This window comes from Streptomyces sp. cmx-4-9 (genome assembly GCF_046548835.1).
Taxonomy (GTDB): Bacteria; Actinomycetota; Actinomycetes; order Streptomycetales; family Streptomycetaceae; genus Streptomyces.
Map to the genome: position 1 here is coordinate 116667 of NZ_JAEBEE010000001.1, position 19917 is coordinate 136583.

The 19917-nt window shown below is 66.5% G+C and carries 29 protein-coding genes; all 29 read right to left on the reverse strand.

Annotated features, from left to right (window positions below; translation table 11 throughout):
- Positions 1 to 64: 64 nt before the first annotated feature.
- Positions 65 to 712: an adenylate kinase gene (locus ACLJTM_RS00530; RefSeq protein WP_411101346.1), complete on the reverse strand. Its 648-nt coding sequence runs from the start codon at positions 710 to 712 to the stop codon at positions 65 to 67.
- Positions 712 to 2028: a preprotein translocase subunit SecY gene (gene secY, locus ACLJTM_RS00535; RefSeq protein WP_411101347.1), complete on the reverse strand. Its 1317-nt coding sequence runs from the start codon at positions 2026 to 2028 to the stop codon at positions 712 to 714. Before secY ends, ACLJTM_RS00530 begins: the two co-directional genes overlap by 1 nt.
- A 188-nt stretch (positions 2029 to 2216) precedes the next feature.
- On the reverse strand, positions 2217 to 2672 hold the full coding sequence (gene rplO, locus ACLJTM_RS00540; RefSeq protein ID WP_008739693.1) for a 50S ribosomal protein L15: 456 nt from the start codon (positions 2670 to 2672) through the stop codon (positions 2217 to 2219).
- A 1-nt stretch (position 2673) separates the two neighbouring features.
- On the reverse strand, positions 2674 to 2856 hold the full coding sequence (gene rpmD / locus ACLJTM_RS00545) for a 50S ribosomal protein L30 (RefSeq protein WP_053682614.1): 183 nt from the start codon (positions 2854 to 2856) through the stop codon (positions 2674 to 2676).
- Positions 2856 to 3461 (reverse strand): 30S ribosomal protein S5, encoded by a 606-nt coding sequence (gene rpsE / locus ACLJTM_RS00550; RefSeq protein WP_362055123.1) that lies wholly within the window; start codon positions 3459 to 3461, stop codon positions 2856 to 2858. The genes rpmD and rpsE overlap by 1 nt, the downstream gene beginning before the upstream one ends.
- Before the next feature lie 45 nt (positions 3462 to 3506).
- Entirely contained in the window at positions 3507 to 3890 is a 384-nt protein-coding gene (rplR, locus tag ACLJTM_RS00555; protein WP_008739696.1) for a 50S ribosomal protein L18, read from the reverse strand.
- Positions 3891 to 3892: 2 nt separating this feature from the next.
- On the reverse strand, positions 3893 to 4432 hold the full coding sequence (gene rplF, locus ACLJTM_RS00560) for a 50S ribosomal protein L6 (protein WP_362395173.1): 540 nt from the start codon (positions 4430 to 4432) through the stop codon (positions 3893 to 3895).
- Between the two features lie 20 nt (positions 4433 to 4452).
- Positions 4453 to 4851, reverse strand: a complete 399-nt coding sequence (gene rpsH / locus ACLJTM_RS00565) for a 30S ribosomal protein S8 (RefSeq protein ID WP_007265911.1) — start codon at positions 4849 to 4851, stop codon at positions 4453 to 4455.
- A gap of 223 nt (positions 4852 to 5074) precedes the next feature.
- The gene (locus tag ACLJTM_RS00570) at positions 5075 to 5260 is read right to left on the reverse strand and encodes a type Z 30S ribosomal protein S14 (RefSeq protein WP_003956452.1); all 186 of its coding nucleotides are present in this window, start codon (positions 5258 to 5260) and stop codon (positions 5075 to 5077) included.
- 5 nt (positions 5261 to 5265) lie between these two features.
- Positions 5266 to 5817 (reverse strand): 50S ribosomal protein L5, encoded by a 552-nt coding sequence (gene rplE, locus ACLJTM_RS00575; RefSeq protein ID WP_030008469.1) that lies wholly within the window; start codon positions 5815 to 5817, stop codon positions 5266 to 5268.
- Entirely contained in the window at positions 5817 to 6140 is a 324-nt protein-coding gene (gene rplX, locus ACLJTM_RS00580; protein WP_031146581.1) for a 50S ribosomal protein L24, read from the reverse strand. Before rplX ends, rplE begins: the two co-directional genes overlap by 1 nt.
- A 2-nt stretch (positions 6141 to 6142) precedes the next feature.
- Positions 6143 to 6511 (reverse strand): 50S ribosomal protein L14, encoded by a 369-nt coding sequence (gene rplN, locus ACLJTM_RS00585; protein ID WP_008739701.1) that lies wholly within the window; start codon positions 6509 to 6511, stop codon positions 6143 to 6145.
- 106 nt (positions 6512 to 6617) lie between these two features.
- Complete coding sequence (rpsQ, locus tag ACLJTM_RS00590; protein ID WP_030773830.1) at positions 6618 to 6902, reverse strand: 30S ribosomal protein S17; 285 nt, start codon at positions 6900 to 6902, stop codon at positions 6618 to 6620.
- On the reverse strand, positions 6902 to 7126 hold the full coding sequence (gene rpmC / locus ACLJTM_RS00595) for a 50S ribosomal protein L29 (RefSeq protein WP_073912892.1): 225 nt from the start codon (positions 7124 to 7126) through the stop codon (positions 6902 to 6904). The genes rpsQ and rpmC overlap by 1 nt, the downstream gene beginning before the upstream one ends.
- Positions 7126 to 7545 carry a 50S ribosomal protein L16 gene (rplP, locus tag ACLJTM_RS00600; RefSeq protein WP_112447745.1) on the reverse strand — a complete coding sequence of 140 codons (420 nt, stop codon included), beginning with the start codon at positions 7543 to 7545 and terminating at the stop codon, positions 7126 to 7128. The genes rpmC and rplP overlap by 1 nt, the downstream gene beginning before the upstream one ends.
- 5 nt (positions 7546 to 7550) lie before the next feature.
- Positions 7551 to 8393, reverse strand: a complete 843-nt coding sequence (gene rpsC, locus ACLJTM_RS00605; RefSeq protein WP_411101348.1) for a 30S ribosomal protein S3 — start codon at positions 8391 to 8393, stop codon at positions 7551 to 7553.
- On the reverse strand, positions 8393 to 8740 hold the full coding sequence (rplV, locus tag ACLJTM_RS00610; protein ID WP_037792011.1) for a 50S ribosomal protein L22: 348 nt from the start codon (positions 8738 to 8740) through the stop codon (positions 8393 to 8395). The genes rpsC and rplV overlap by 1 nt, the downstream gene beginning before the upstream one ends.
- A gap of 43 nt (positions 8741 to 8783) precedes the next feature.
- Positions 8784 to 9065, reverse strand: coding sequence for a 30S ribosomal protein S19 (gene rpsS, locus ACLJTM_RS00615; protein WP_008739713.1), 282 nt, complete (start codon positions 9063 to 9065; stop codon positions 8784 to 8786).
- A 12-nt stretch (positions 9066 to 9077) separates the two neighbouring features.
- A complete protein-coding gene (gene rplB, locus ACLJTM_RS00620) occupies positions 9078 to 9914 on the reverse strand; it encodes a 50S ribosomal protein L2 (RefSeq protein ID WP_069921522.1) in 837 nt (278 codons plus the stop codon).
- A 39-nt stretch (positions 9915 to 9953) separates the two neighbouring features.
- Complete coding sequence (rplW, locus tag ACLJTM_RS00625; protein WP_037792012.1) at positions 9954 to 10277, reverse strand: 50S ribosomal protein L23; 324 nt, start codon at positions 10275 to 10277, stop codon at positions 9954 to 9956.
- Positions 10277 to 10927, reverse strand: coding sequence for a 50S ribosomal protein L4 (gene rplD / locus ACLJTM_RS00630; RefSeq protein ID WP_327254486.1), 651 nt, complete (start codon positions 10925 to 10927; stop codon positions 10277 to 10279). The genes rplW and rplD overlap by 1 nt, the downstream gene beginning before the upstream one ends.
- A 4-nt stretch (positions 10928 to 10931) precedes the next feature.
- Positions 10932 to 11576, reverse strand: coding sequence for a 50S ribosomal protein L3 (gene rplC / locus ACLJTM_RS00635; protein ID WP_007265899.1), 645 nt, complete (start codon positions 11574 to 11576; stop codon positions 10932 to 10934).
- Positions 11577 to 11590: 14 nt separating this feature from the next.
- Positions 11591 to 11899: a 30S ribosomal protein S10 gene (gene rpsJ, locus ACLJTM_RS00640; protein ID WP_003948644.1), complete on the reverse strand. Its 309-nt coding sequence runs from the start codon at positions 11897 to 11899 to the stop codon at positions 11591 to 11593.
- Positions 11900 to 12388: 489 nt separating this feature from the next.
- Positions 12389 to 14194, reverse strand: coding sequence for a hypothetical protein (locus ACLJTM_RS00645; protein ID WP_411101349.1), 1806 nt, complete (start codon positions 14192 to 14194; stop codon positions 12389 to 12391).
- Between the two features lie 294 nt (positions 14195 to 14488).
- A complete protein-coding gene (locus tag ACLJTM_RS00650; protein WP_411101350.1) occupies positions 14489 to 14953 on the reverse strand; it encodes a DUF2304 domain-containing protein in 465 nt (154 codons plus the stop codon).
- Positions 14950 to 15639 carry a glycosyltransferase family 2 protein gene (locus ACLJTM_RS00655; RefSeq protein WP_411101351.1) on the reverse strand — a complete coding sequence of 230 codons (690 nt, stop codon included), beginning with the start codon at positions 15637 to 15639 and terminating at the stop codon, positions 14950 to 14952. Before ACLJTM_RS00655 ends, ACLJTM_RS00650 begins: the two co-directional genes overlap by 4 nt.
- Positions 15640 to 15931: 292 nt before the next feature.
- Positions 15932 to 17125 (reverse strand): elongation factor Tu, encoded by a 1194-nt coding sequence (gene tuf / locus ACLJTM_RS00660; RefSeq protein ID WP_136229671.1) that lies wholly within the window; start codon positions 17123 to 17125, stop codon positions 15932 to 15934.
- Positions 17126 to 17273: 148 nt separating this feature from the next.
- Positions 17274 to 19406: an elongation factor G gene (fusA, locus tag ACLJTM_RS00665; RefSeq protein WP_411101352.1), complete on the reverse strand. Its 2133-nt coding sequence runs from the start codon at positions 19404 to 19406 to the stop codon at positions 17274 to 17276.
- Positions 19407 to 19445: 39 nt separating this feature from the next.
- Positions 19446 to 19916 (reverse strand): 30S ribosomal protein S7, encoded by a 471-nt coding sequence (gene rpsG / locus ACLJTM_RS00670; RefSeq protein ID WP_007265894.1) that lies wholly within the window; start codon positions 19914 to 19916, stop codon positions 19446 to 19448.
- Position 19917: the final 1 nt, after the last annotated feature.

Consider the following 19917-nt stretch of genomic DNA (forward strand, 5'->3'; position numbering starts at 1 on the left):
TTCTCAACAGTACGGCCGCGATGTCCTGGGGACACCGCGGCCGGACCTGCACAACAGGGGGTGACTACTTCTTGAGGGCGTCCATCGCACGCTGCGTGACGTCCGCGACCTCACCGAGGGCGGGGATGGTCACCAGCAGGCCCGGGGCCTTGTAGTAGTCGATGATCGGCTCGGTCTGCGTGTGGTAGACCTCCAGCCGGTTGCGGACCGTGGCCTCGGAGTCGTCTCCGCGCTGGTACAGCTCGCCGCCGCAGGTGTCGCAGACACCGGCGGCCTTCGGCGGGGCGTACGTCTCGTGGAAGACGTGCGCGGAGTCGTTGCGGCAGATGCGCCGGCCGGCGATCCGCTTGACGACCTCGTCCTCCTCGACCTCCAGGTCGAGCACGGCGTCGAGCTTCATGCCCGCGGCGTCGAGCATCCGGTCCAGCGCCTCGGCCTGGGAGACGTTGCGCGGGAAGCCGTCGAGCAGGAAGCCGTTGGCGGCGTCGGCCTGCTCCATGCGGTCCTTGGCCATGGCGATGGTGACCTCGTCGGGAACCAGGTCGCCGGCGTCCATGTACGCCTTCGCCTGCTTGCCGAGCTCGGTGCCCTGGCTGATGTTGGCCCGGAACAGGTCGCCCGTGGAGATGTGCGGGATCGACAGGTTCTTGGCAAGGAACGCGGCCTGCGTTCCCTTGCCCGCACCGGGCGGTCCGACGAGGACGATTCGCATCAGCGGAGGAACCCTTCGTAATTACGCTGCTGGAGCTGGCTCTCGATCTGCTTCACGGTTTCCAGACCCACACCCACGATGATCAGGATGCTCGTCCCGCCGAACGGGAAGTTCTGGTTCGCTCCGAAGCCGGCCAACGCCATCGTCGGCACAAGAGCGATCAGACCCAGGTACAGCGACCCCGGCCAGGTGATCCGGTTGAGTACGTAGCTCAGGTACTCGGCGGTCGGCCGACCGGCGCGGATACCCGGGATGAACCCACCATACTTCTTCATGTTGTCTGCAACTTCCTCGGGGTTGAAGGAAATCGCCACGTAGAAGAACGCGAAGAAGACGATCAGGAGGAAGTAGGCCGCGATGTAGTACGGGTGGTCGCCCTTGACGAAGTGCTTGTTGATCCAGGTGGCCCAGCCCGCGGTGGAACCGCTGAACTGCACGACCAGTGCCGGGATGTAGAGCAGCGACGAGGCGAAGATGACGGGGATGATGCCCGCCTGGTTCACCTTGAGCGGGATGTAGGTCGAGGTGCCGCCGTAGGCGCGGCGGCCGATCATGCGCTTCGCGTACTGGACCGGGATGCGGCGCTGCGCCTGCTCGACGAAGACCACCAGGCCGACCATCGCGAGGCCGACCAGCATGACGACACCGAACTCGACCCAGCCGTCGGCGATCTTGCCCTGCTGCTTGATGGCCCAGAGGGCGCCGATGAAGCCGGCGGCGATCGAGATGAACATCAGGATCGACATGCCGTTGCCGATGCCGCGGTCGGTGATGAGCTCACCGAGCCACATGACGACACAGGTACCGGCGGTCATGGTGAGCACCATGACGACGGTGGTGAAGATCGACCGGTTCGGGACGATCTGGCTGGCGACCTGGCAGCCCTGGAACAGGGCACCAGTGCGGGCCGTGGCCACGAGGCCCGTACCCTGCAGGATCGCGAGTGCGACCGTCAGATAGCGGGTGTACTGGGTGATCTTCGCCGTGCCGGACTGACCCTCTTTTTTGAGGGTCTCCAGCTTCGGGATGACCACGGTCAGCAGCTGCAGGATGATGCTCGCCGTGATGTACGGCATGATGCCGAGCGCGAAGATCGTGATCTGCAGCAGCGCACCGCCGCTGAACATGTTGACGAGACCGAAGAGGCTGTTGCTGCCGCTCCCCATCTGGTCCACACAGATCTGAACGTTCTTGTAGCTCACGCCGGGGACGGGGATGTGCGACCCGAGCCGGAACAGCACGATGATGCCGAGCGTGAAGAGCAGCTTCTTGCGCAGGTCGGGCGTCTTGAACGCCCGGGCGAACGCGGTGAGCACGGTGCCTCCTGCGACCCCCGCGCTACTGCGTCAGAGGTGACGGTCTGAGGGATCGACGTATACGACAAAGCTAAAGGTGCACGCCACCTTACCGGCGAGTGTGCCTCCCGTGGAACGACCAACCGGGGATGCCCCATATGTGAGGCATCCCCGGTCGGGTTTCGAGCTATTCAGCCACTGGATTCGTCTTAGACGAGCTCGGTGACAGTGCCACCGGCAGCGGCGATCTTCTCCTTGGCGGAGGCGGAGACGGCGTCAACCGAAACCTGCAGCGCCACGGAGAGCTCGCCCTGGCCCAGGACCTTGACGAGGCTGTTCTTGCGCACCGCGCCCTTGGCGACCAGGTCGGCCACCGTGACCTCTCCACCCTCGGGGTAGAGAGCGCCGAGCTTGTCCAGGTTGACGACCTGGAACTCGGTGCGGAAGGGGTTCTTGAAGCCCTTGAGCTTCGGCAGACGCATGTGGAGGGGCATCTGCCCACCCTCGAAGCGCTGCGGGATCTGGTAACGGGCCTTCTGGCCCTTCGTACCACGACCGGCCGTCTTACCCTTCGACGCCTCACCACGACCGACACGGGTCTTCGCGGTCTTGGCACCGGGGGCGGGACGGAGGTTGTGGGCCTTCAGCGGGCTGTTCTCAGCCATGTTAGTCAACCTCCTCAACCGTCACGAGGTGGCGGACGGTCTGCACCATTCCGCGGAACTCGGGGCGGTCCTCCTTGACGACCACGTCGTTCAGGCGCTTCAGCCCGAGCGAACGCAGAGTGTCGCGGTGGTTCTGCTTGCTGCCGATGTACGACTTCGTCTGCGTGATCTTGAGGCGAGCCATTACGCAGCCCCCGCCCCGGCACGCGCACGAAGCAGAGCCGCGGGAGCGACGTCCTCGAGGGGCAGACCACGGCGAGCCGCGATCTCCTCGGGACGCTGCAGGCCCTTGAGCGCAGCAACGGTCGCGTGCACGATGTTGATCGCGTTGGACGAGCCGAGCGACTTCGACAGGATGTCGTGAACGCCGGCGCACTCCAGAACGGCGCGCACCGGGCCACCGGCGATGACACCGGTACCGGGGGCGGCCGGCTTCAGCAGCACGACGCCCGCGGCACGCTCGCCCGTGATCGGGTGAGGAATGGTGCCCTGGATGCGCGGAACCTTGAAGAAGTTCTTCTTGGCTTCCTCGACACCCTTGGCAATGGCCGCGGGAACTTCCTTGGCCTTGCCGTAACCGACACCTACCGTGCCGTCACCGTCGCCCACCACGACCAGCGCGGTGAAGCTGAAGCGGCGACCACCCTTGACAACCTTGGCGACGCGGTTGATCGCGACAACGCGCTCAACGTAAGCGGTCTTCTCGGCGGCAGGGCCACCGTCGCGACCCTTCCGGTCCCGCCGCTCGCCGCCACCGGCACCGCTTCCGCGGCGCTGGGGTCCAGCCATTGGATTACCTCTCTCTGTTACGTCCGTGAGTCCCGGAACCGGGGCTTAGAACTTCAGCCCGGCTTCGCGGGCGGCGTCAGCCAGAGCGGCAATGCGCCCGGCGTATCGGTTGCCACCGCGGTCGAACACGACGGTCTCGACACCCGCAGCCTTGGCACGCTCGGCGACGAGCGCGCCGACGGCCTGGGCCTGGGCGCTCTTGTCGCCTTCGCCACCGCGGATCGAGGTGTCCAGGGTCGACGCGGACGCCAGGGTGTGACCCTGGAGGTCGTCGATGACCTGAGCAACGATGTTGCGGTTGGAACGCGTCACGACGAGGCGCGGACGCTCCGCCGTACCCGACACGTTCTTGCGAATGCGGATGTGGCGGCGAGCCTTGGCAGCGCGCTTGTACGCGTCGCCCTTGGCGATCTTCACACCGTATGCCATGGCTACTTACCAGCCTTTCCGACCTTGCGGCGGATGACTTCGCCGGCGTACTTGACACCCTTGGCCTTGTACGGGTCGGGCTTCCGCAGCTTGCGGATGTTGGCGGCGACCTCGCCGACCTTCTGCTTGTCGATGCCCTCGACCGAGAACTTGGTCGGCGACTCGACCTTGAAGGAGATGCCCTCGGGCGCCTCCACCAGGATCGGGTGGCTGTAGCCGAGCTGGAACTCCAGGTTGGAGCCCTTCGCGGCCACGCGGTAACCGACACCGCTGATCTCGAGAGCCTTGACGTACCCCGTGGTCACACCGGTGATCATGTTCGCCACCAGCGTGCGGGACAGGCCGTGCAGGGCCTTGTTCTGACGCTCGTCGTTCGGGCGGGTGACGTTCAGAACGCCGTCCTCGTCCTTGACGACTGCGATGGGCGCCTTGACGGTGTGCGCGAGGGAACCCTTGGGGCCCTTCACGGCAACCGTCTGGCCATCGATGGTGACGTCCACACCGGCGGGAACCTGGATGGGGAGCTTGCCGATTCGCGACATTGCTTTTCCTCCGTTCCCGACTACCAGACGTAGGCGAGGACTTCCCCACCTACGCCCTTCTTGCCTGCCTGCTGGCCGGTGAGGAGACCGTGGGACGTGGAGATGATCGCCACGCCCAGGCCGCCGAGCACCTTGGGCAGGTTGGTGGACTTCGCGTACACGCGCAGACCGGGCTTCGAGATCCGCTTGATGCCCGCAATGGAGCGCTCGCGGTTCGGCCCGAACTTCAGCTCGAGGACGAGGTTCTTGCCGACCTCGGCGTCCTCGACCTTCCAGCCGGTGATGAAACCCTCCTGCTTGAGGATCTCTGCGATGTGCGACTTGATCTTGCTGTGCGGCATCACGACGGTGTCGTGGTACGCCGAGTTAGCGTTACGCAGACGCGTGAGCATGTCTGCGATCGGGTCAGTCATGGTCATGAAGTGGCCTTCGGCCTCTCTCGCCGGGGTTTCCTGTATGCGCCATCCCTCTCCCCACTCAGTGGCGGGACGGGTGCGGTGCGGGGACCTACGGCGTAGTAAGTCGTTATGGGCGGCGGACGCCCAACCACACAAGCCTAAGGCATGCGCGGCCGGGCACCCACCGTCCAGATGCTTACCGAGAGTGCCTGGTACTCCCCAAGTCCTTGCGGACGAGGGAGGTTTACCAGGAGCTCTTGGTCACGCCCGGCAGCTCGCCACGGTGAGCCATCTCACGAAGGCACACGCGGCACAGGCCGAACTTGCGGTACACGGAGTGGGGGCGACCGCAGCGCTGGCAGCGGGTGTACGCACGCACACCGAACTTGGGCTTGCGGGCAGCCTTCGCGATGAGAGCCTTCTTCGCCATCTCGCTTACGCCTCCTTGAAGGGGAAGCCGAGGTGACGAAGGAGCGCGCGGCCCTCAGCGTCGTTGGTCGCCGTGGTGACCACGGTGATGTCCATACCCCGGGTACGGTCGATCTTGTCCTGGTCGATCTCGTGGAACATGACCTGCTCCGTGAGACCGAAGGTGTAGTTGCCACGGCCGTCGAACTGCTTCGGCGACAGACCACGGAAGTCACGGATACGCGGCAGCGCGAGCGACAGCGTACGGTCCAGGAACTCCCACATGCGGTCACCACGGAGGGTGACGTGGCAGCCGATCGGCTGACCCTCGCGCAGCTTGAACTGCGCGATGGACTTCCGGGCCTTCGTGACGGCCGGCTTCTGACCGGTGATCGTCGTCAGGTCCTTGATGGCGCCGTCGATCAGCTTGGAGTCGCGGGCGGCGTCGCCCACACCCATGTTGACCACGATCTTCACGAGACCGGGGATCTGCATGACGTTCTCGTAGGAGAACTCCTCACGCAGCTTGCCCGCGATGTCCTCGCGGTACTTCGTCTTGAGACGCGGAGTGGTAGCCATCAGATGTCCTCACCCGTCCGCTTGGCAACGCGGATCTTGTTGCCCTCGTCGTCGAAGCGGAAACCGACGCGGGTAACGACCTTCTGGCCGTCCTTCTCCACAACCAGCTGAACGTTGCTGACGTGGATCGGCGCCTCGGTGATCACGATGCCACCGGTCTGCGAGCCACCAGCGGTCTGGCCGGCCTTGGTGTGCTTCTTGACCCGGTTGACACCCTCGACGAGGACACGGTTGTCGGCGGGGAAGGCAACGATGACCTTGCCCTGCTTGCCCTTGTCCTTACCGGTGATGACCTGAACCAGGTCGCCCTTCTTGATCTTCATGCTTACAGCACCTCCGGCGCGAGCGAGATGATCTTCATGAACTTCTTCTCGCGCAGCTCACGGCCCACCGGGCCGAAGATACGGGTGCCGCGAGGGTCGCCGTCGTTCTTCAGAATGACGGCGGCGTTCTCGTCAAAGCGGATGTACGAGCCGTCCTGGCGGCGACGCTCCTTGACGGTGCGAACGATGACCGCCTTGACGACGTCACCCTTCTTCACGTTGCCACCGGGGATCGCGTCCTTGACGGTGGCGACGATGACGTCACCGATGCCCGCGTAGCGGCGACCGGAACCACCGAGAACACGGATGCAAAGGATTTCCTTGGCACCAGTGTTGTCGGCGATACGCAGTCGCGACTCCTGCTGGATCACGTGTATCTCCTGTTTGTCTGCCGGTTCCCGGCGGGGGCCTCACTCCGAAGAGCTGCCGCCCCCACCGAGCCTGGCGGAACGAATCTGAGGGAAACCCCTCAGATGGTTACTTGGCCTTCTCGAGGATCTCGACGATGCGCCAGCGCTTGCTCGCCGACAGCGGACGCGTCTCCATGATGAGGACGCGGTCGCCGACGCCGGCAGCGTTCTGCTCGTCGTGCGCCTTGAGCTTGTTCGTACGGCGGATGACCTTGCCGTACAGGGCGTGCTTCACGCGGTCCTCGACGGCGACGACGACGGTCTTGTCCATCTTGTCGCTGACGACCAGACCCTCACGGGTCTTGCGGAAACCGCGCTCGGTCTTGTTCTCAGTCACGTTGTTCTCGCTCATCAGGCGCTCTCCACCGTCTCGATACCGAGCTCACGCTCGTGCATCAGGGTGTAGATGCGAGCGATGTCCTTGCGGACGGACCTGAGCCGGCCGTTGTTCTCCAGCTGACCCGTGGCCGCCTGGAAGCGGAGCTTGAACAGCTCCTCCTTGGCCTCGCGCAGCTTGCCAACGAGCTCCTCGTTGCCGAGCTCACGCAGCTCGGACGCCTTGGTTCCCGTCGCCATCACGACTCACCTGCCTCGCGCCGAACAATCCGGCACTTCATCGGAAGCTTGTGAGCAGCGCGGGTGAGCGCCTCACGAGCAATCTTCTCGTTCGGGTAGGACAGCTCGAACATGACCCGGCCCGGGTGCACGTTGGCGATCCACCACTCGGGAGAACCCTTACCGGAACCCATGCGGGTCTCGGCCGGCTTCTTCGTCAGCGGGCGGTCCGGGTAGATGTTGATCCAGACCTTGCCGCCACGCTTGATGTGGCGGGTCATCGCAATACGAGCCGCCTCGATCTGGCGGTTCGTCACGTACGCCGGGGTCAGCGCCTGGATGCCGTACTCGCCGAACGAGACCTCAGTACCGCCCTTGGCCATACCACTGCGCTTCGGGTGGTGCTGCTTGCGGTGCTTGACCCTACGAGGGATCAGCATGTCGGTCAGGCCTCCGTTCCGGTGCTCTCGGCCGGAGCGGCGGCGGGAGCGTCGGCCTTGGGGGCCTCGGCACCAGCAGCCTGCTGCGGCTTGCGGCCACCACGGCCGCCGCGCTCGCCACCACGGCCACCACGGCCGGCGGGACGGTCGCCAGCGCCACCCGCGCCACGGGCCGGGCGGTTACCCGCACGGGCCGCAGCGTTCTCGGCGCGAACCTCGGCGATGTTCTTGACATCGCCCTTGTAGATCCAGACCTTCACACCGATACGGCCGAAGGTGGTCTTGGCCTCGAAGAAGCCGTAGTCCACGTTCGCGCGCAGCGTGTGCAGCGGCACACGACCCTCGCGGTAGAACTCGGAGCGGGACATCTCGGCGCCGCCGAGACGGCCGCCACACTGGATCTTGATGCCCTTGGCGCCGGCCTTCATCGTGCCCTGCATGCTCTTGCGCATGGCACGACGGAAGGAGACGCGGGAGGAGAGCTGCTCGGCAACGGCCTGGGCAACCAGCTGAGCGTCGACCTCGGGGTTCTTGACCTCGAGGATGTTCAGCTGGACCTGCTTGCCCGTGAGCTTCTCGAGGTCGCCGCGGATGCGGTCGGCCTCGGCGCCACGGCGGCCGATGACGATGCCCGGACGAGCGGTGTGGATGTCCACCCGCACGCGGTCACGGGTGCGCTCGATCTCCACCTTGGAGATGCCGGCGCGCTCCATGCCGGACGTCATCATCCGACGGATGGCGACGTCTTCCTTGACGTAGTCCTTGTACAGCTTGTCGGCGTACCAACGCGACTTGAAGTCGGTGGTGATGCCGAGCCGGAACCCGTGCGGGTTTACCTTCTGGCCCATTACCGGGAACCTTCCTTGCTGCTGACGACCACGGTGATGTGGCTGGTCCGCTTGCGGATCCGGTAGGCACGGCCCTGCGCACGCGGACGGAACCGCTTCAGGGTCGGGCCCTCGTCCACGAACGCCTCGCTGATGACCAGCGTGGAGGCGTCCGGGTGGTTGTAGTTGTGTGCGGCGTTGGCAATGGCGCTGTCCAGCACCTTGCCGACCGGCACGCTCGCGGCCTGCGGGGCGAAACGCAGGACCGCCTGAGCCTCCGTGGCATCCATGCCACGGATAAGGTCCACCACTCGGCGGGCCTTCATGGGCGTGACGCGGATGTACCGCGCCTGGGCCCTGGCTTCCATGGTTGTCCCTTCGGTGTAAGTCATAGTCGTAACCACCCCGCCTTTAGCGGCGCTTCGACTTCCGGTCGTCCTTGACGTGGCCGCGGAAGGTGCGAGTCGGCGAGAACTCGCCGAGCTTGTGGCCGACCATCGACTCGGTGACGAACACCGGGACGTGGGTCTTGCCGTTGTGCACCGCGATGGTGTGACCCAGCATGCTGGGGATGATCATCGAGCGACGGGACCAGGTCTTGATGACGTTCTTGGTGCCGGCTTCGTTCTGGACGTCCACCTTCTTTACGAGGTGGTCGTCGACGAAGGGCCCCTTCTTGAGACTGCGCGGCATCTAAACCCGCTCCTAGCGCTTCTTGTTCGTCTTGCGGCGGCGGACGATGTACTTGCTCGAAGCCTTCTTCGGCGAGCGAGTACGACCCTCCTTCTGACCCCACGGGGAGACCGGGTGGCGACCACCACTGGTCTTGCCCTCACCACCACCGTGCGGGTGGTCAACCGGGTTCATCGCGACACCGCGGACGGACGGGCGAACGCCCTTCCAGCGCATGCGGCCGGCCTTGCCCCAGTTGATGTTCGACTGCTCGGCGTTGCCGACCTCGCCGACCGTGGCGCGGCAGCGCGCGTCGACGAGACGGATCTCGCCCGACGGCATGCGGAGGTGGGCCATCGTGCCCTCCTTCGCCAGCAGCTGCACGGAGGCACCGGCGGAGCGGGCGAACTTGGCGCCGCCACCGGGACGGAGCTCGATCGCGTGGATCGTGGTACCGACCGGGATGTTGCGGAGTGCCAGGTTGTTGCCGGGCTTGATGTCGGCCGTGGGGCCGTTCTCAATCCGGTCGCCCTGCTTCAGGCTCTTCGGCGCGATGATGTAGCGCTTCTCGCCGTCGGCGTAGTGCAGCAGCGCGATGCGCGCCGTGCGGTTGGGGTCGTACTCGATGTGCGCGACCTTGGCCGGCACGCCGTCCTTGTCGTGACGACGGAAGTCGATCACGCGGTAGGCGCGCTTGTGACCGCCACCCTGGTGGCGAACAGTGATCCGACCGGTGTTGTTACGGCCGCCCTTGCTGTGCAGCGGGCGAACCAGCGACTTCTCCGGCGTGGACCGCGTGATCTCGACAAAGTCGGCGACGCTGGAGCCACGACGGCCCGGGGTCGTCGGCTTGTACTTGCGGATACCCATTTCTCAGTCCTCGTCCGATTCCGGACGACTAGACCTCCGTTAGGAGGCCTGGCCGCCGAAGATGTCGATTCGGTCGCCCTCAGCGAGGGTCACGATGGCGCGCTTGGTGTTCGCGCGCTTGCCGAAACCGGTCTTGGTGCGCTTGCGCTTACCCTGACGGTTGATCGTGTTGACCCCGGTGACCTTGACCGAGAAGACCGCTTCGACGGCCTGCTTGATCTGGGTCTTGTTGGCGCCGGGCGCGACGATGAACGTGTACTTGTTCTCGTCCAGCAGCGCGTAGCTCTTCTCCGAGACAACCGGCTTGATCAGCAGGTCGCGCGGGTCAGTGAAGGTCTTGCTGGTAACGGTCGCCTCAGACATCAGGCGTCGCTCCCTTCGGTCTCATCGGCCTTGGGGCCAGACACGAAGGACTCGAAAGCGGCCTGGGTGAAGACCACGTCGTCAGAGACGATCACGTCGTACGTGTTCAGCTGGCCCGGCTCCAGGATGTGAACCTGGGGCAGGTTGCGGGCGGACAGCCACGCGGCCTCGTCGGCGCGCTCGACGACCAGGAGCACGTTCTTGCGCTCCGAGATCTTGCCGAACAGCGTCTTGGCGGCCTTCGTGGAGGCAGCACCCTCGACCACGCCGGTGACGACGTGGATGCGGGAGTGGCGCGCGCGGTCCGAGAGGGCACCGCGGAGAGCGGCGGCCTTCATCTTCTTGGGGGTCCGCTGCGAGTAGTCACGCGGCTGCGGGCCGTGGACGACGCCACCGCCGACGAACTGCGGAGCGCGGGTCGAACCCTGACGGGCGCGGCCGGTGCCCTTCTGGCGGTACGGCTTGCGGCCACCACCACGGACTTCGCCGCGGCGCTTGGTCTTGTGCGTGCCCTGACGGGCAGCTGCCAGCTGGGCGACAACGACCTGGTGGATCAGCGGAACGCTGGTCTTCGCGTCGAAGATCTCCGCGGGGAGCTCGACGGTACCGGCCTTGTCGCCTGCCGGCGAAAGGATGTCAATGGTGCTCATTACCTCAAGCCCCCTTGGCCGCGGTACGGACCAGGACGAGGCCGCCGTTCGGACCGGGGACCGCACCCTTGATGAGGAGCAGACCCTTCTCCGCGTCAACCGCGTGGATGGTCAGGTTCTGGGTGGTGACGCGCTCGTTGCCCATACGACCGGCCATGCGCATGCCCTTGAAGACACGCCCAGGGGTGGCGCAGCCACCGATCGAACCGGGGGAGCGGTGCTTGCGCTGCACACCGTGACCGGCGCCGAGGCCCCGGAAGTTGTGCCGCTTCATGACACCGGCGAAGCCCTTGCCCTTGCTGTTGCCCGTGACGTCGACCTTGACGCCGGACTCGAACACCTCAGCAGTGATCTCCTGGCCGAGCGTGTACTCGCTGGCGTCGGAGGTGCGGAGCTCCACCAGGTGGCGGCGGGGGGTCACGTCGGCCTTGGCGAAGTGGCCCTTGAGGGGCTTGTTCACCTTGCGCGGGTCGATCTCGCCGAAGGCGATCTGGACCGACTCGTAGCCGTCGATGTCGTTCGTACGGACCTGGGTAACGACGCAGGGCCCGGCCTTGACAACGGTCACCGGGACGACACGGTTGTTCTCGTCCCAGACCTGGGTCATGCCGAGCTTCTCGCCCAGGACGCCCTTGATCTGCTTAGCCATCTTCTCCGTGCCTCTCAGAGCTTGATCTCGATGTCAACGCCGGCCGGAAGGTCCAGGCGCATCAGCGAGTCAACGGTCTTGGGCGTCGGGTCGAGGATGTCGATCAGGCGCTTGTGCGTGCGCATCTCGAAGTGCTCGCGCGAGTCCTTGTACTTGTGCGGCGACTTGATGACGCAGTACACGTTCTTCTCAGTGGGCAGCGGCACCGGGCCTGCGACCGACGCACCAGTGCGGGTCACCGTCTCGACGATCTTCTTCGCCGAGGAGTCGATGACCTCGTGGTCGTAGGCCTTGAGCCGGATGCGGATCTTCTGTCCCGCCATGGCTACTTCGTAGTCCTTTGTCTCGTGTGAAAACGCTCTGACTCTCGGTCGGCTGCGAGGAGGCCCCGCCGCTTCCCCTCCGACCCCCGCGGTCGGGCGTGTCGCACTCCCTCCAAAGAAATCTCCACATGGAAATTCCCTGCCAAGGGGGTGCGGTCCCAAGACCGCGGATCGGGGGAGAAACACCCACCGAGCGCCTGGTCGGCGCCTCGCTGACACTTCCCGGAAGATTCCCGTACGTCCGCCCCATTGCTGCCCCGAGGGGCAGATAAAGGCGACGAGTACTGTGGGACTCGCTTCCGGTCCTCCCGGCGGGAGGCGCGCAGCATCGGCACTCAACCGAGCAACTTGAGTAGTCTGCCATACAAGTCACGTACTGCGCCAATCGGGCCGTAGACAATACCCGGCGCAGCGATCACGTCAAACCTCACGCCACCGACCCCGGCCCCGGATCCCCGGGGGGCGGGCCCCCCGGGGATCAGCCTCGGGTTACGAGGGACGCTTGCGTCCGCAGACCGCCGGCCACTCGTCGAACGGGATGTTGCCGCACCAGATCCGGCCGTCGTCGGCGTTCGGCTTCCAGTCCCAGGTGCTCACGTCCGCGCACGCCTCGGTCTTGCCCTTGGCGTACCGCGGGCAGGCGCCGTTCTCCTTCTTCAGGAAGTGCGCCCGCCAGGCGTCGATGCCCATGCTCTCCGTGTCGGACGAGGGCATGTACCGGTTCACCGACCACGACGCGCCCATCGCGCCGAACAGGGCCAGCGCGCACACCAGGCCCGCCGACAGCTGCCTGACCACACGCTGCGGGATCACCGTCCCCGCCGGCGCCGCCTCACGCGGCCGCAGGCTGCGCTCCGCCCAGCCCGAACCGCGCTGCACCACGGCCATCAGGCCCAGAACCGCCAGGATCATCAGGCAGTACATGATCATCCACGTGGTCCGCGGGTAGAGCTGTACCGCCTGCTCCCGTGCCATGTTCGAGGCGAAGTAGAAGCGGATCAGCCAGGCGCCGGCCAGGACGGCCGCGGCGGTGCGCACCATGATGCTGCGCAGCCCCAGGCCCACCCCCAGGCCCACTCCGAGCAGCAGGAGCAGGGCGAAGCCGCTCTGACCCGCCATCTCGCCGGCCACCGGCCAGGTGTGGTAGGTCAGCCCGCCCGGGCGGTCGGAGGACCATCCCAGGACGTACGCGGGGTCGGCGTAGACCGTGAGGTAGGCGTACCGGTCCGGGTTCTGCGCACCCAGCCGGAGCATCTGGTAGAGCAGCGGCGCGCCGATCACACCGGCGGTCACCACGGTGGCGCCGACGTACGCCAGCGCCTTGCGGCGCGCCGCGGATCCCGCCCGCCACGGGAACAGGAACAGGGCCAGCAGGCCGACACCGGGCGCGGCCCAGACGTACCAGCCCGAGTACCAGAGGAACAGCACACCGAAGATCAGCCCCATGCCGCCGCCGCGGAGCAGCAGCCTCTTGAGCGACCGCTGCGGCGCCCGGCGCATCTCCCGCAGGCAGTAGGCGAGCAGCGGAAGGAGCACGATCATGACGACGTGGCTGTACGGCCTGATCGGGTCGAGGAACAGCACCGCCGAGGGGACGGCGATCAGGAGCGCCCAGAACGGCCGCAGCAGCAGCCTCCACGACAGGTACGCCATGGGCCCGACCAGGGCGCTGAAGACGATCTGGAGGTCGTGCAGCGAGTAGCCGGCCCCGCCGGTGCCCCCGTACCGGAGCTTCGCCCAGACGGCGATCAGGGCGGGGAAGCCCGGCGGATAGATGCCCGACATGCTCTCGCCGTGGAGGAAGGAGTTGGCCATGGCGATCAGGACACCGGGATCGCCGTCCTGGCCGCCCAGGGCGGAGGGGGTCCCCCGCAGGGCGACGACCACGCCGCCCGCGATCACACCGGTCGCCAGGCCCGCCAGGGCCGCGCACACCAGCCGCTTGACCACCTGATGGCGGTGCGCCGACCCGCGGTAGGCGGTGTAGAGCAGCACGCCGAGCAGGGGCAGCCCGAGGACTGCCGCGTAGAGCTGGAGTGCGGCAAGACCGCTGACCTGGCCGATGCGGTGGAGCGGGTTCACGCTGATGTGCCGGCTCAGGAAGGTGTAGCCCAGGGCCGCCGCGACGCTCACCACGATCTCGGCGAGCACGAGCACGCCCCGCCGGGAGGTCCAGGAGCGGGAGGACGCGTCCGCGGCGGCGGAGGCGGGACCACCGGCCGTGCCCCCGGGACCTCTCGGCACCGTCCCTGCCTGTCCGAGTACGTCCGGGGCCAGGTTCGTCATCTCATCCACTTCCGTCGCGAGTCTCACCGCGGTGAGGGCCCGTGGGCCGGGCTGTCTGCTGCTGGGGCGGCTGCGGCCGCGGGCTCTCCGGCAGACCGACGCGCGCTGGCGCCTTCGCGACGGCCGCGGGCGTGCCGCGGCCGGGCAGGATGTGATCGCGTGGAACCGGTAGCTACGTCTGACACCGTGCGGCCGCGGCACAGCGTGTGCTCGACCGTCACGTCCCCCCGCACCACGGTACCAAGCGGGTTCCGCCCGGGACCCCGGGGCCGGGGGCGGCCGGAGCGGCGCCTGCGGCGGGCGTCAGGCCTTGACGGACTCCGGTTCGGCTCCGGGCTCGGCCTCGGCCTCGGTGGCGGTCGTCGGCTCGGCGGTCGTCGGCTCGGCGGCGGGGGCGCCGGCGGCGGGGTCGGTTCCGAGGCGCTGCTCGTTGTGCCGGGCGCCCTCGTTGATGGCGACCGTCCGCGCCAGGTCGGTGATCTTCTTCTCCAGCGAACGGAAGCGCAGGAAGGTGTTGAGGGTGAGGAAGCCCATGGCCATCACCATCACGTACAGCACCAGGTCGGTGCCGCGGCCCACGCCCAGGGCGTGGGCGAGGGAGTTGACGTCGCCGGGGCGGAGCACGGCGTAGACGTTGACGACGATGAACACCGAGAAGGCGATGCGCTTCCAGGCGCGGGTCTTGGCCTGGTCCCAGTTCCGGATGAACATCAGGGCCATCGACACCGAGCCTGCGATGAGCAGCAGCTGGATCCAGAAGTAGTTCATCGGCGGCCACGCTCCCGCATCGTTATGTCGAACACAATGTTGACGCCGTTGATCAGGGACTGACCCTTGGCGCGCGAATAGTCGGTGTAGAGGATGTCCACGGGGACCTCCACGACCCGCAGCCCGGATCCGGCCAGGAAGCCGACGATCTCGGAGGCGTGGGCCATCCCGTTCATGGTGATGCGCAGTTGTTCGGCCGCGTTGCGGCCCAGGACCCGCAGGCCGTTGTGCGCATCGGTGAGGTTGAGTTTGCGGGCGGTCGGACTGACCGCCGCGGCCGTGCGCAGCACGACCCGCTTGATCCACGGCACCTGGCCGGTCTGCTCGATGAAGCGGGAGCCGAGCACCACGTCGGCCTCGCCGGCGCGCAGGACCGCGACCATCTTCTCGACGTCGGGGGTCTGGTGCTGCCCGTCCGCGTCGAAGGTCGCGAAGTAGCGGGCGCCGGGCTGGGCGAGGGCGTACGCGAGGCCGGTCTGCAGGGCGGCGCCCTGGCCGAGGTTGACGGGGTGGCGCACCAGGTGGGCGCCGGTGGCGGCGATGTGCGCGGCCGAGTCGTCGGTGCTGCCGTCGTCGACCACCACCACGTTCGGGAAGGTCTTCCGCGCTCCCTCGACGACGCCGGCTATCACCTGGCCCTCGTTATAGGCCGGTATGACCAGCCAGACATCGTCGTAGTGGGACACGGTCCTCGCTCCAGCGGAAGGGCACGTTCGCGTGCTCGGTGATCGGTGGGACTTCGGGAGCCCGGCCGCGCGCAGGAGGCCTGCCCTGCGGCCGTGGGGCCGCGCCGGGGGCCCGCCGCACCGTCAGCATACCGAGCACGGTGGAACGCAGAGGGCATGCGGGCGGCCCCGGCCGGACGGACGGGAGAGCCCCGCCGTTCCCGCGGAGGGCGGGCACGCACGAAGGCCCGGTGAACACCCTTGCGGATGTTCACCGGGCCCTCATGGAGTCAGAGCATCAGAGCTCGAAGAACTACTTCGAGATCTTGGTGACCTGGCCGGCGCCCACGGTACGACCACCCTCACGGATGGCGAACTTCAGGCCCTCCTCCATGGCGACCGGCTGGATCAGCGCGACCGTCATCTCGGTGTTGTCGCCCGGCATGACCATCTCCGTGCCGGCCGGCAGGGTGACGACACCCGTGACGTCCGTGGTACGGAAGTAGAACTGCGGGCGGTAGTTGTTGAAGAACGGGGTGTGACGGCCACCCTCGTCCTTCGACAGGATGTAGGCCTGGGCCTCGAACTCGGTGTGCGGCGTGACCGAACCGGGCTTGATGATGACCTGGCCGCGCTCGACGTCCTCGCGCTTGATGCCACGGAGGAGCAGACCGACGTTCTCGCCCGCCTGGCCCTCGTCGAGCAGCTTGCGGAACATCTCGATACCGGTGACCGTGGTGGTGGTCTTCTCTTCCTTGATACCGATGATGTCGACGGTCTCGTTGACCTTCAGGACACCACGCTCGATACGGCCGGTGACGACCGTACCGCGACCGGTGATCGTGAAGACGTCCTCGACGGGCATGAGGAACGGCTTCTCGGTGTCACGCGGCGGGGTCGGGATGGCCTCGTCGACGGCGGACATGAGGCCGAGAAGCTTCTCGCCCCACTCCTTGTCGCCCTCGAGCGCCTTCAGCGCGGAGACGCGGACGACCGGAAGGTCGTCGCCCGGGAACTCGTACTCGGAGAGCAGCTCACGGACCTCGAGCTCGACGAGCTCCAGGATCTCCTCGTCGTCCACCATGTCGGCCTTGTTCAGGGCGACGACGATGTAGGGGACGCCGACCTGGCGGGCCAGGAGCACGTGCTCCTTGGTCTGCGGCATCGGGCCGTCGGTGGCGGCGACCACGAGGATGGCACCGTCCATCTGCGCGGCACCGGTGATCATGTTCTTGATGTAGTCCGCGTGACCCGGGCAGTCGACGTGGGCGTAGTGACGCGCCTCGGTCTGGTACTCGACGTGCGCGATGGAGATGGTGATACCGCGCTGGCGCTCCTCAGGAGCCTTGTCGATCTGGTCGAAGGCCGAGGCCTCGTTCAGGTCCGGGTACGCGTCGTGCAGCACCTTGGTAATGGCGGCCGTGAGGGTCGTCTTACCGTGGTCAATGTGACCGATGGTGCCGATGTTGACGTGCGGCTTAGTCCGCTCGAACTTCGCCTTCGCCACGGGGTCCTCCTGGAGAGTGGTTCTGTACGCCTTGCTCATCGGCGCCAGGTGATCTTTGCTGGAAAGCCGGTCCCTCCGGGGCAATGAAGGGTTGCTCCTGTTGCCCCAGAGGCTCCGGTGACAAGCCTAAGGCGTGTACTCGGAAGAGTTACTCGCCCTTGGCCTTCGCGATGATCTCCTCAGCGACGTTCCGGGGAACCTCGGCGTAGGAGTCGAACTGCATCGAGTAGCTGGCGCGACCCGAGGTCTTGCTGCGGAGGTCTCCGACGTAGCCGAACATCTCCGAAAGGGGCACGAGGCCCTTCACGACGCGAGCACCGTGACGCTCCTCCATGGCCTGGATCTGGCCACGGCGGGAGTTGATGTCACCGATGACGTCACCCATGTAGTCCTCGGGCGTGGTGACCTCGACGGCCATCATCGGCTCAAGGAGCACGGGAGAAGCCTTGCGCGCGGCCTCCTTGAAGGCCTGCGAGCCGGCGATCTTGAACGCGAGCTCGGAGGAGTCGACCTCGTGGTAGCCACCGTCGAGAAGCGTGACGCGGACGCCCGTCATCTCGTAGCCGGCCAGGATGCCGAACTGCATGGCCTCCTGCGCACCGGCGTCGACCGAAGGGATGTACTCCTTCGGCACGCGGCCACCGGTGACCTTGTTCACGAACTCGTACGCCGGACCGTCGGCCTCGGTGATGGGCTCGATCGCGATCTGCACCTTGGCGAACTGACCGGTACCACCGGTCTGCTTCTTGTGGGTGTAGTCGTGACGCTCGACGGCCTTGCGGATCGTCTCGCGGTACGCGACCTGCGGCTTGCCGACGTTGGCCTCGACCTTGAACTCGCGCTTCATACGGTCGACCAGCACCTCGAGGTGCAGCTCGCCCATACCGCCGAGGATGGTCTGACCGGTCTCCTCGTCCGAGTGGACGTGGAAGGAGGGGTCCTCCTCCGCGAGACGCTGGATGGCGACACCCAGCTTCTCCTGGTCGCCCTTGGACTTGGGCTCGATGGCGACCTGGATGACCGGAGCCGGGAAGTCCATGGACTCCAGGATCACGGGCTGCTTGTCGTCACAGAGCGTCTCACCGGTGGTGGTCTGCTTCAGGCCCATGACGGCGACGATGTCACCGGCGCCCACCGACGCGATCTCCTCACGCTTGTTCGCGTGCATGCGGTAGATCTTGCCGATGCGCTCCTTCTTGCCCTTGACGGAGTTCAGCACCGCAGTGCCGGCCTCCAGGCGGCCCGAGTACACCCGGACGAAGGTGAGCTTGCCCAGGTGCGGGTCGCTCATGATCTTGAACGCCAGAGCCGCGAGCGGCTCCTCGTCGGAAGGCTTGCGCTTCACGACGACCTCGGCGTCGCGGACGTCGTGGCCCTCGATGGCCTCGATGTCCAGCGGCGACGGCAGGTAGCGGACAACGGCGTCGAGCAGGGGCTGAACGCCCTTGTTCTTGAAGGCCGTGCCACAGAACACCGCAGTGATCGTGGGCTCGCCCTTGCCCTTGCCGGAGTTCAGGATGATGCGACGCACGGCGGCGTGCAGCTGCTCCACGGACGGCTCGTCGCCGTTCAGGAAGAGCTCCATGATCTCGTCGTCGTTCTCGGCGACGGTCTCGACCAGCTTGCCGCGCCACTCTTCAGCAGCCTCGGTGTGCGTGGCCGGGATGTCGACGACGTCGTACATCTCGCCCTTGGTCGCCTCGGCGGACCAGACGAACGCCTTCATGGTGACCAGGTCGACAACGCCCTGGAAGTCCATCTCGGCGCCGATCGGCAGCTGCATGACGATCGGGATCGCGCCGAGGCGGTCCTTGATCATGTCGACACAGCGGTGGAACTCGGCGCCGGTGCGGTCCAGCTTGTTGACGAAGCAGATGCGCGGCACGCCGTAACGGTCGGCCTGACGCCACACCGTCTCCGACTGCGGCTCCACACCGGCGACACCGTCGAACACGGTGACGGCACCGTCGAGGACGCGGAGCGAACGCTCCACCTCGACCGTGAAGTCCACGTGACCCGGGGTGTCGATGATGTTGATGGTGTGGTCGACGTCCTCGAGCGGCCAGTGGCAGGTCGTCGCGGCGGACGTGATCGTGATGCCGCGCTCCTGCTCCTGCTCCATCCAGTCCATCGTGGCAGCGCCGTCGTGGACTTCACCGATCTTGTACGACACACCGGTGTAGAACAGGATGCGCTCGGTGGTGGTCGTCTTGCCCGCGTCGATGTGGGCCATGATCCCGATGTTGCGGACCTTGGCCAGGTCAAGCGAAGTGGTAGCCATATCGGCTCAGTCTTCTCTCGGTCTCGATGTGGGTTTGGACTACCAGCGGTAGTGCGCGAAGGCCTTGTTGGACTCGGCCATCTTGTGCGTGTCCTCGCGCTTCTTGACGGCAGCGCCAAGACCGTTGGAGGCGTCGAGCAGCTCGTTCATGAGGCGCTCGGTCATGGTCTTCTCACGACGGGCGCGGGAGTAACCCACGAGCCAGCGGAGGGCCAGGGTCGACTGGCGACCCGGCTTGACCTCGACGGGGACCTGGTAGGTCGCGCCACCGACACGGCGGGACTTGACCTCGAGCGACGGCTTGACGTTCTCCAGCGCGCGCTTCAGCGTGATGACCGGGTCGTTGCCGGTCTTCTCGCGGAGGCCTTCCATGGCGCCGTAGACGATGCGCTCGGCGGTGGAGCGCTTGCCGTTCAGGAGGATCTTGTTGATGAGCGACGTCACCAGAGGAGATGCGTAGACCGGGTCGATGATGACCGGGCGCTTCGGGGCGGGGCCCTTACGAGGCATT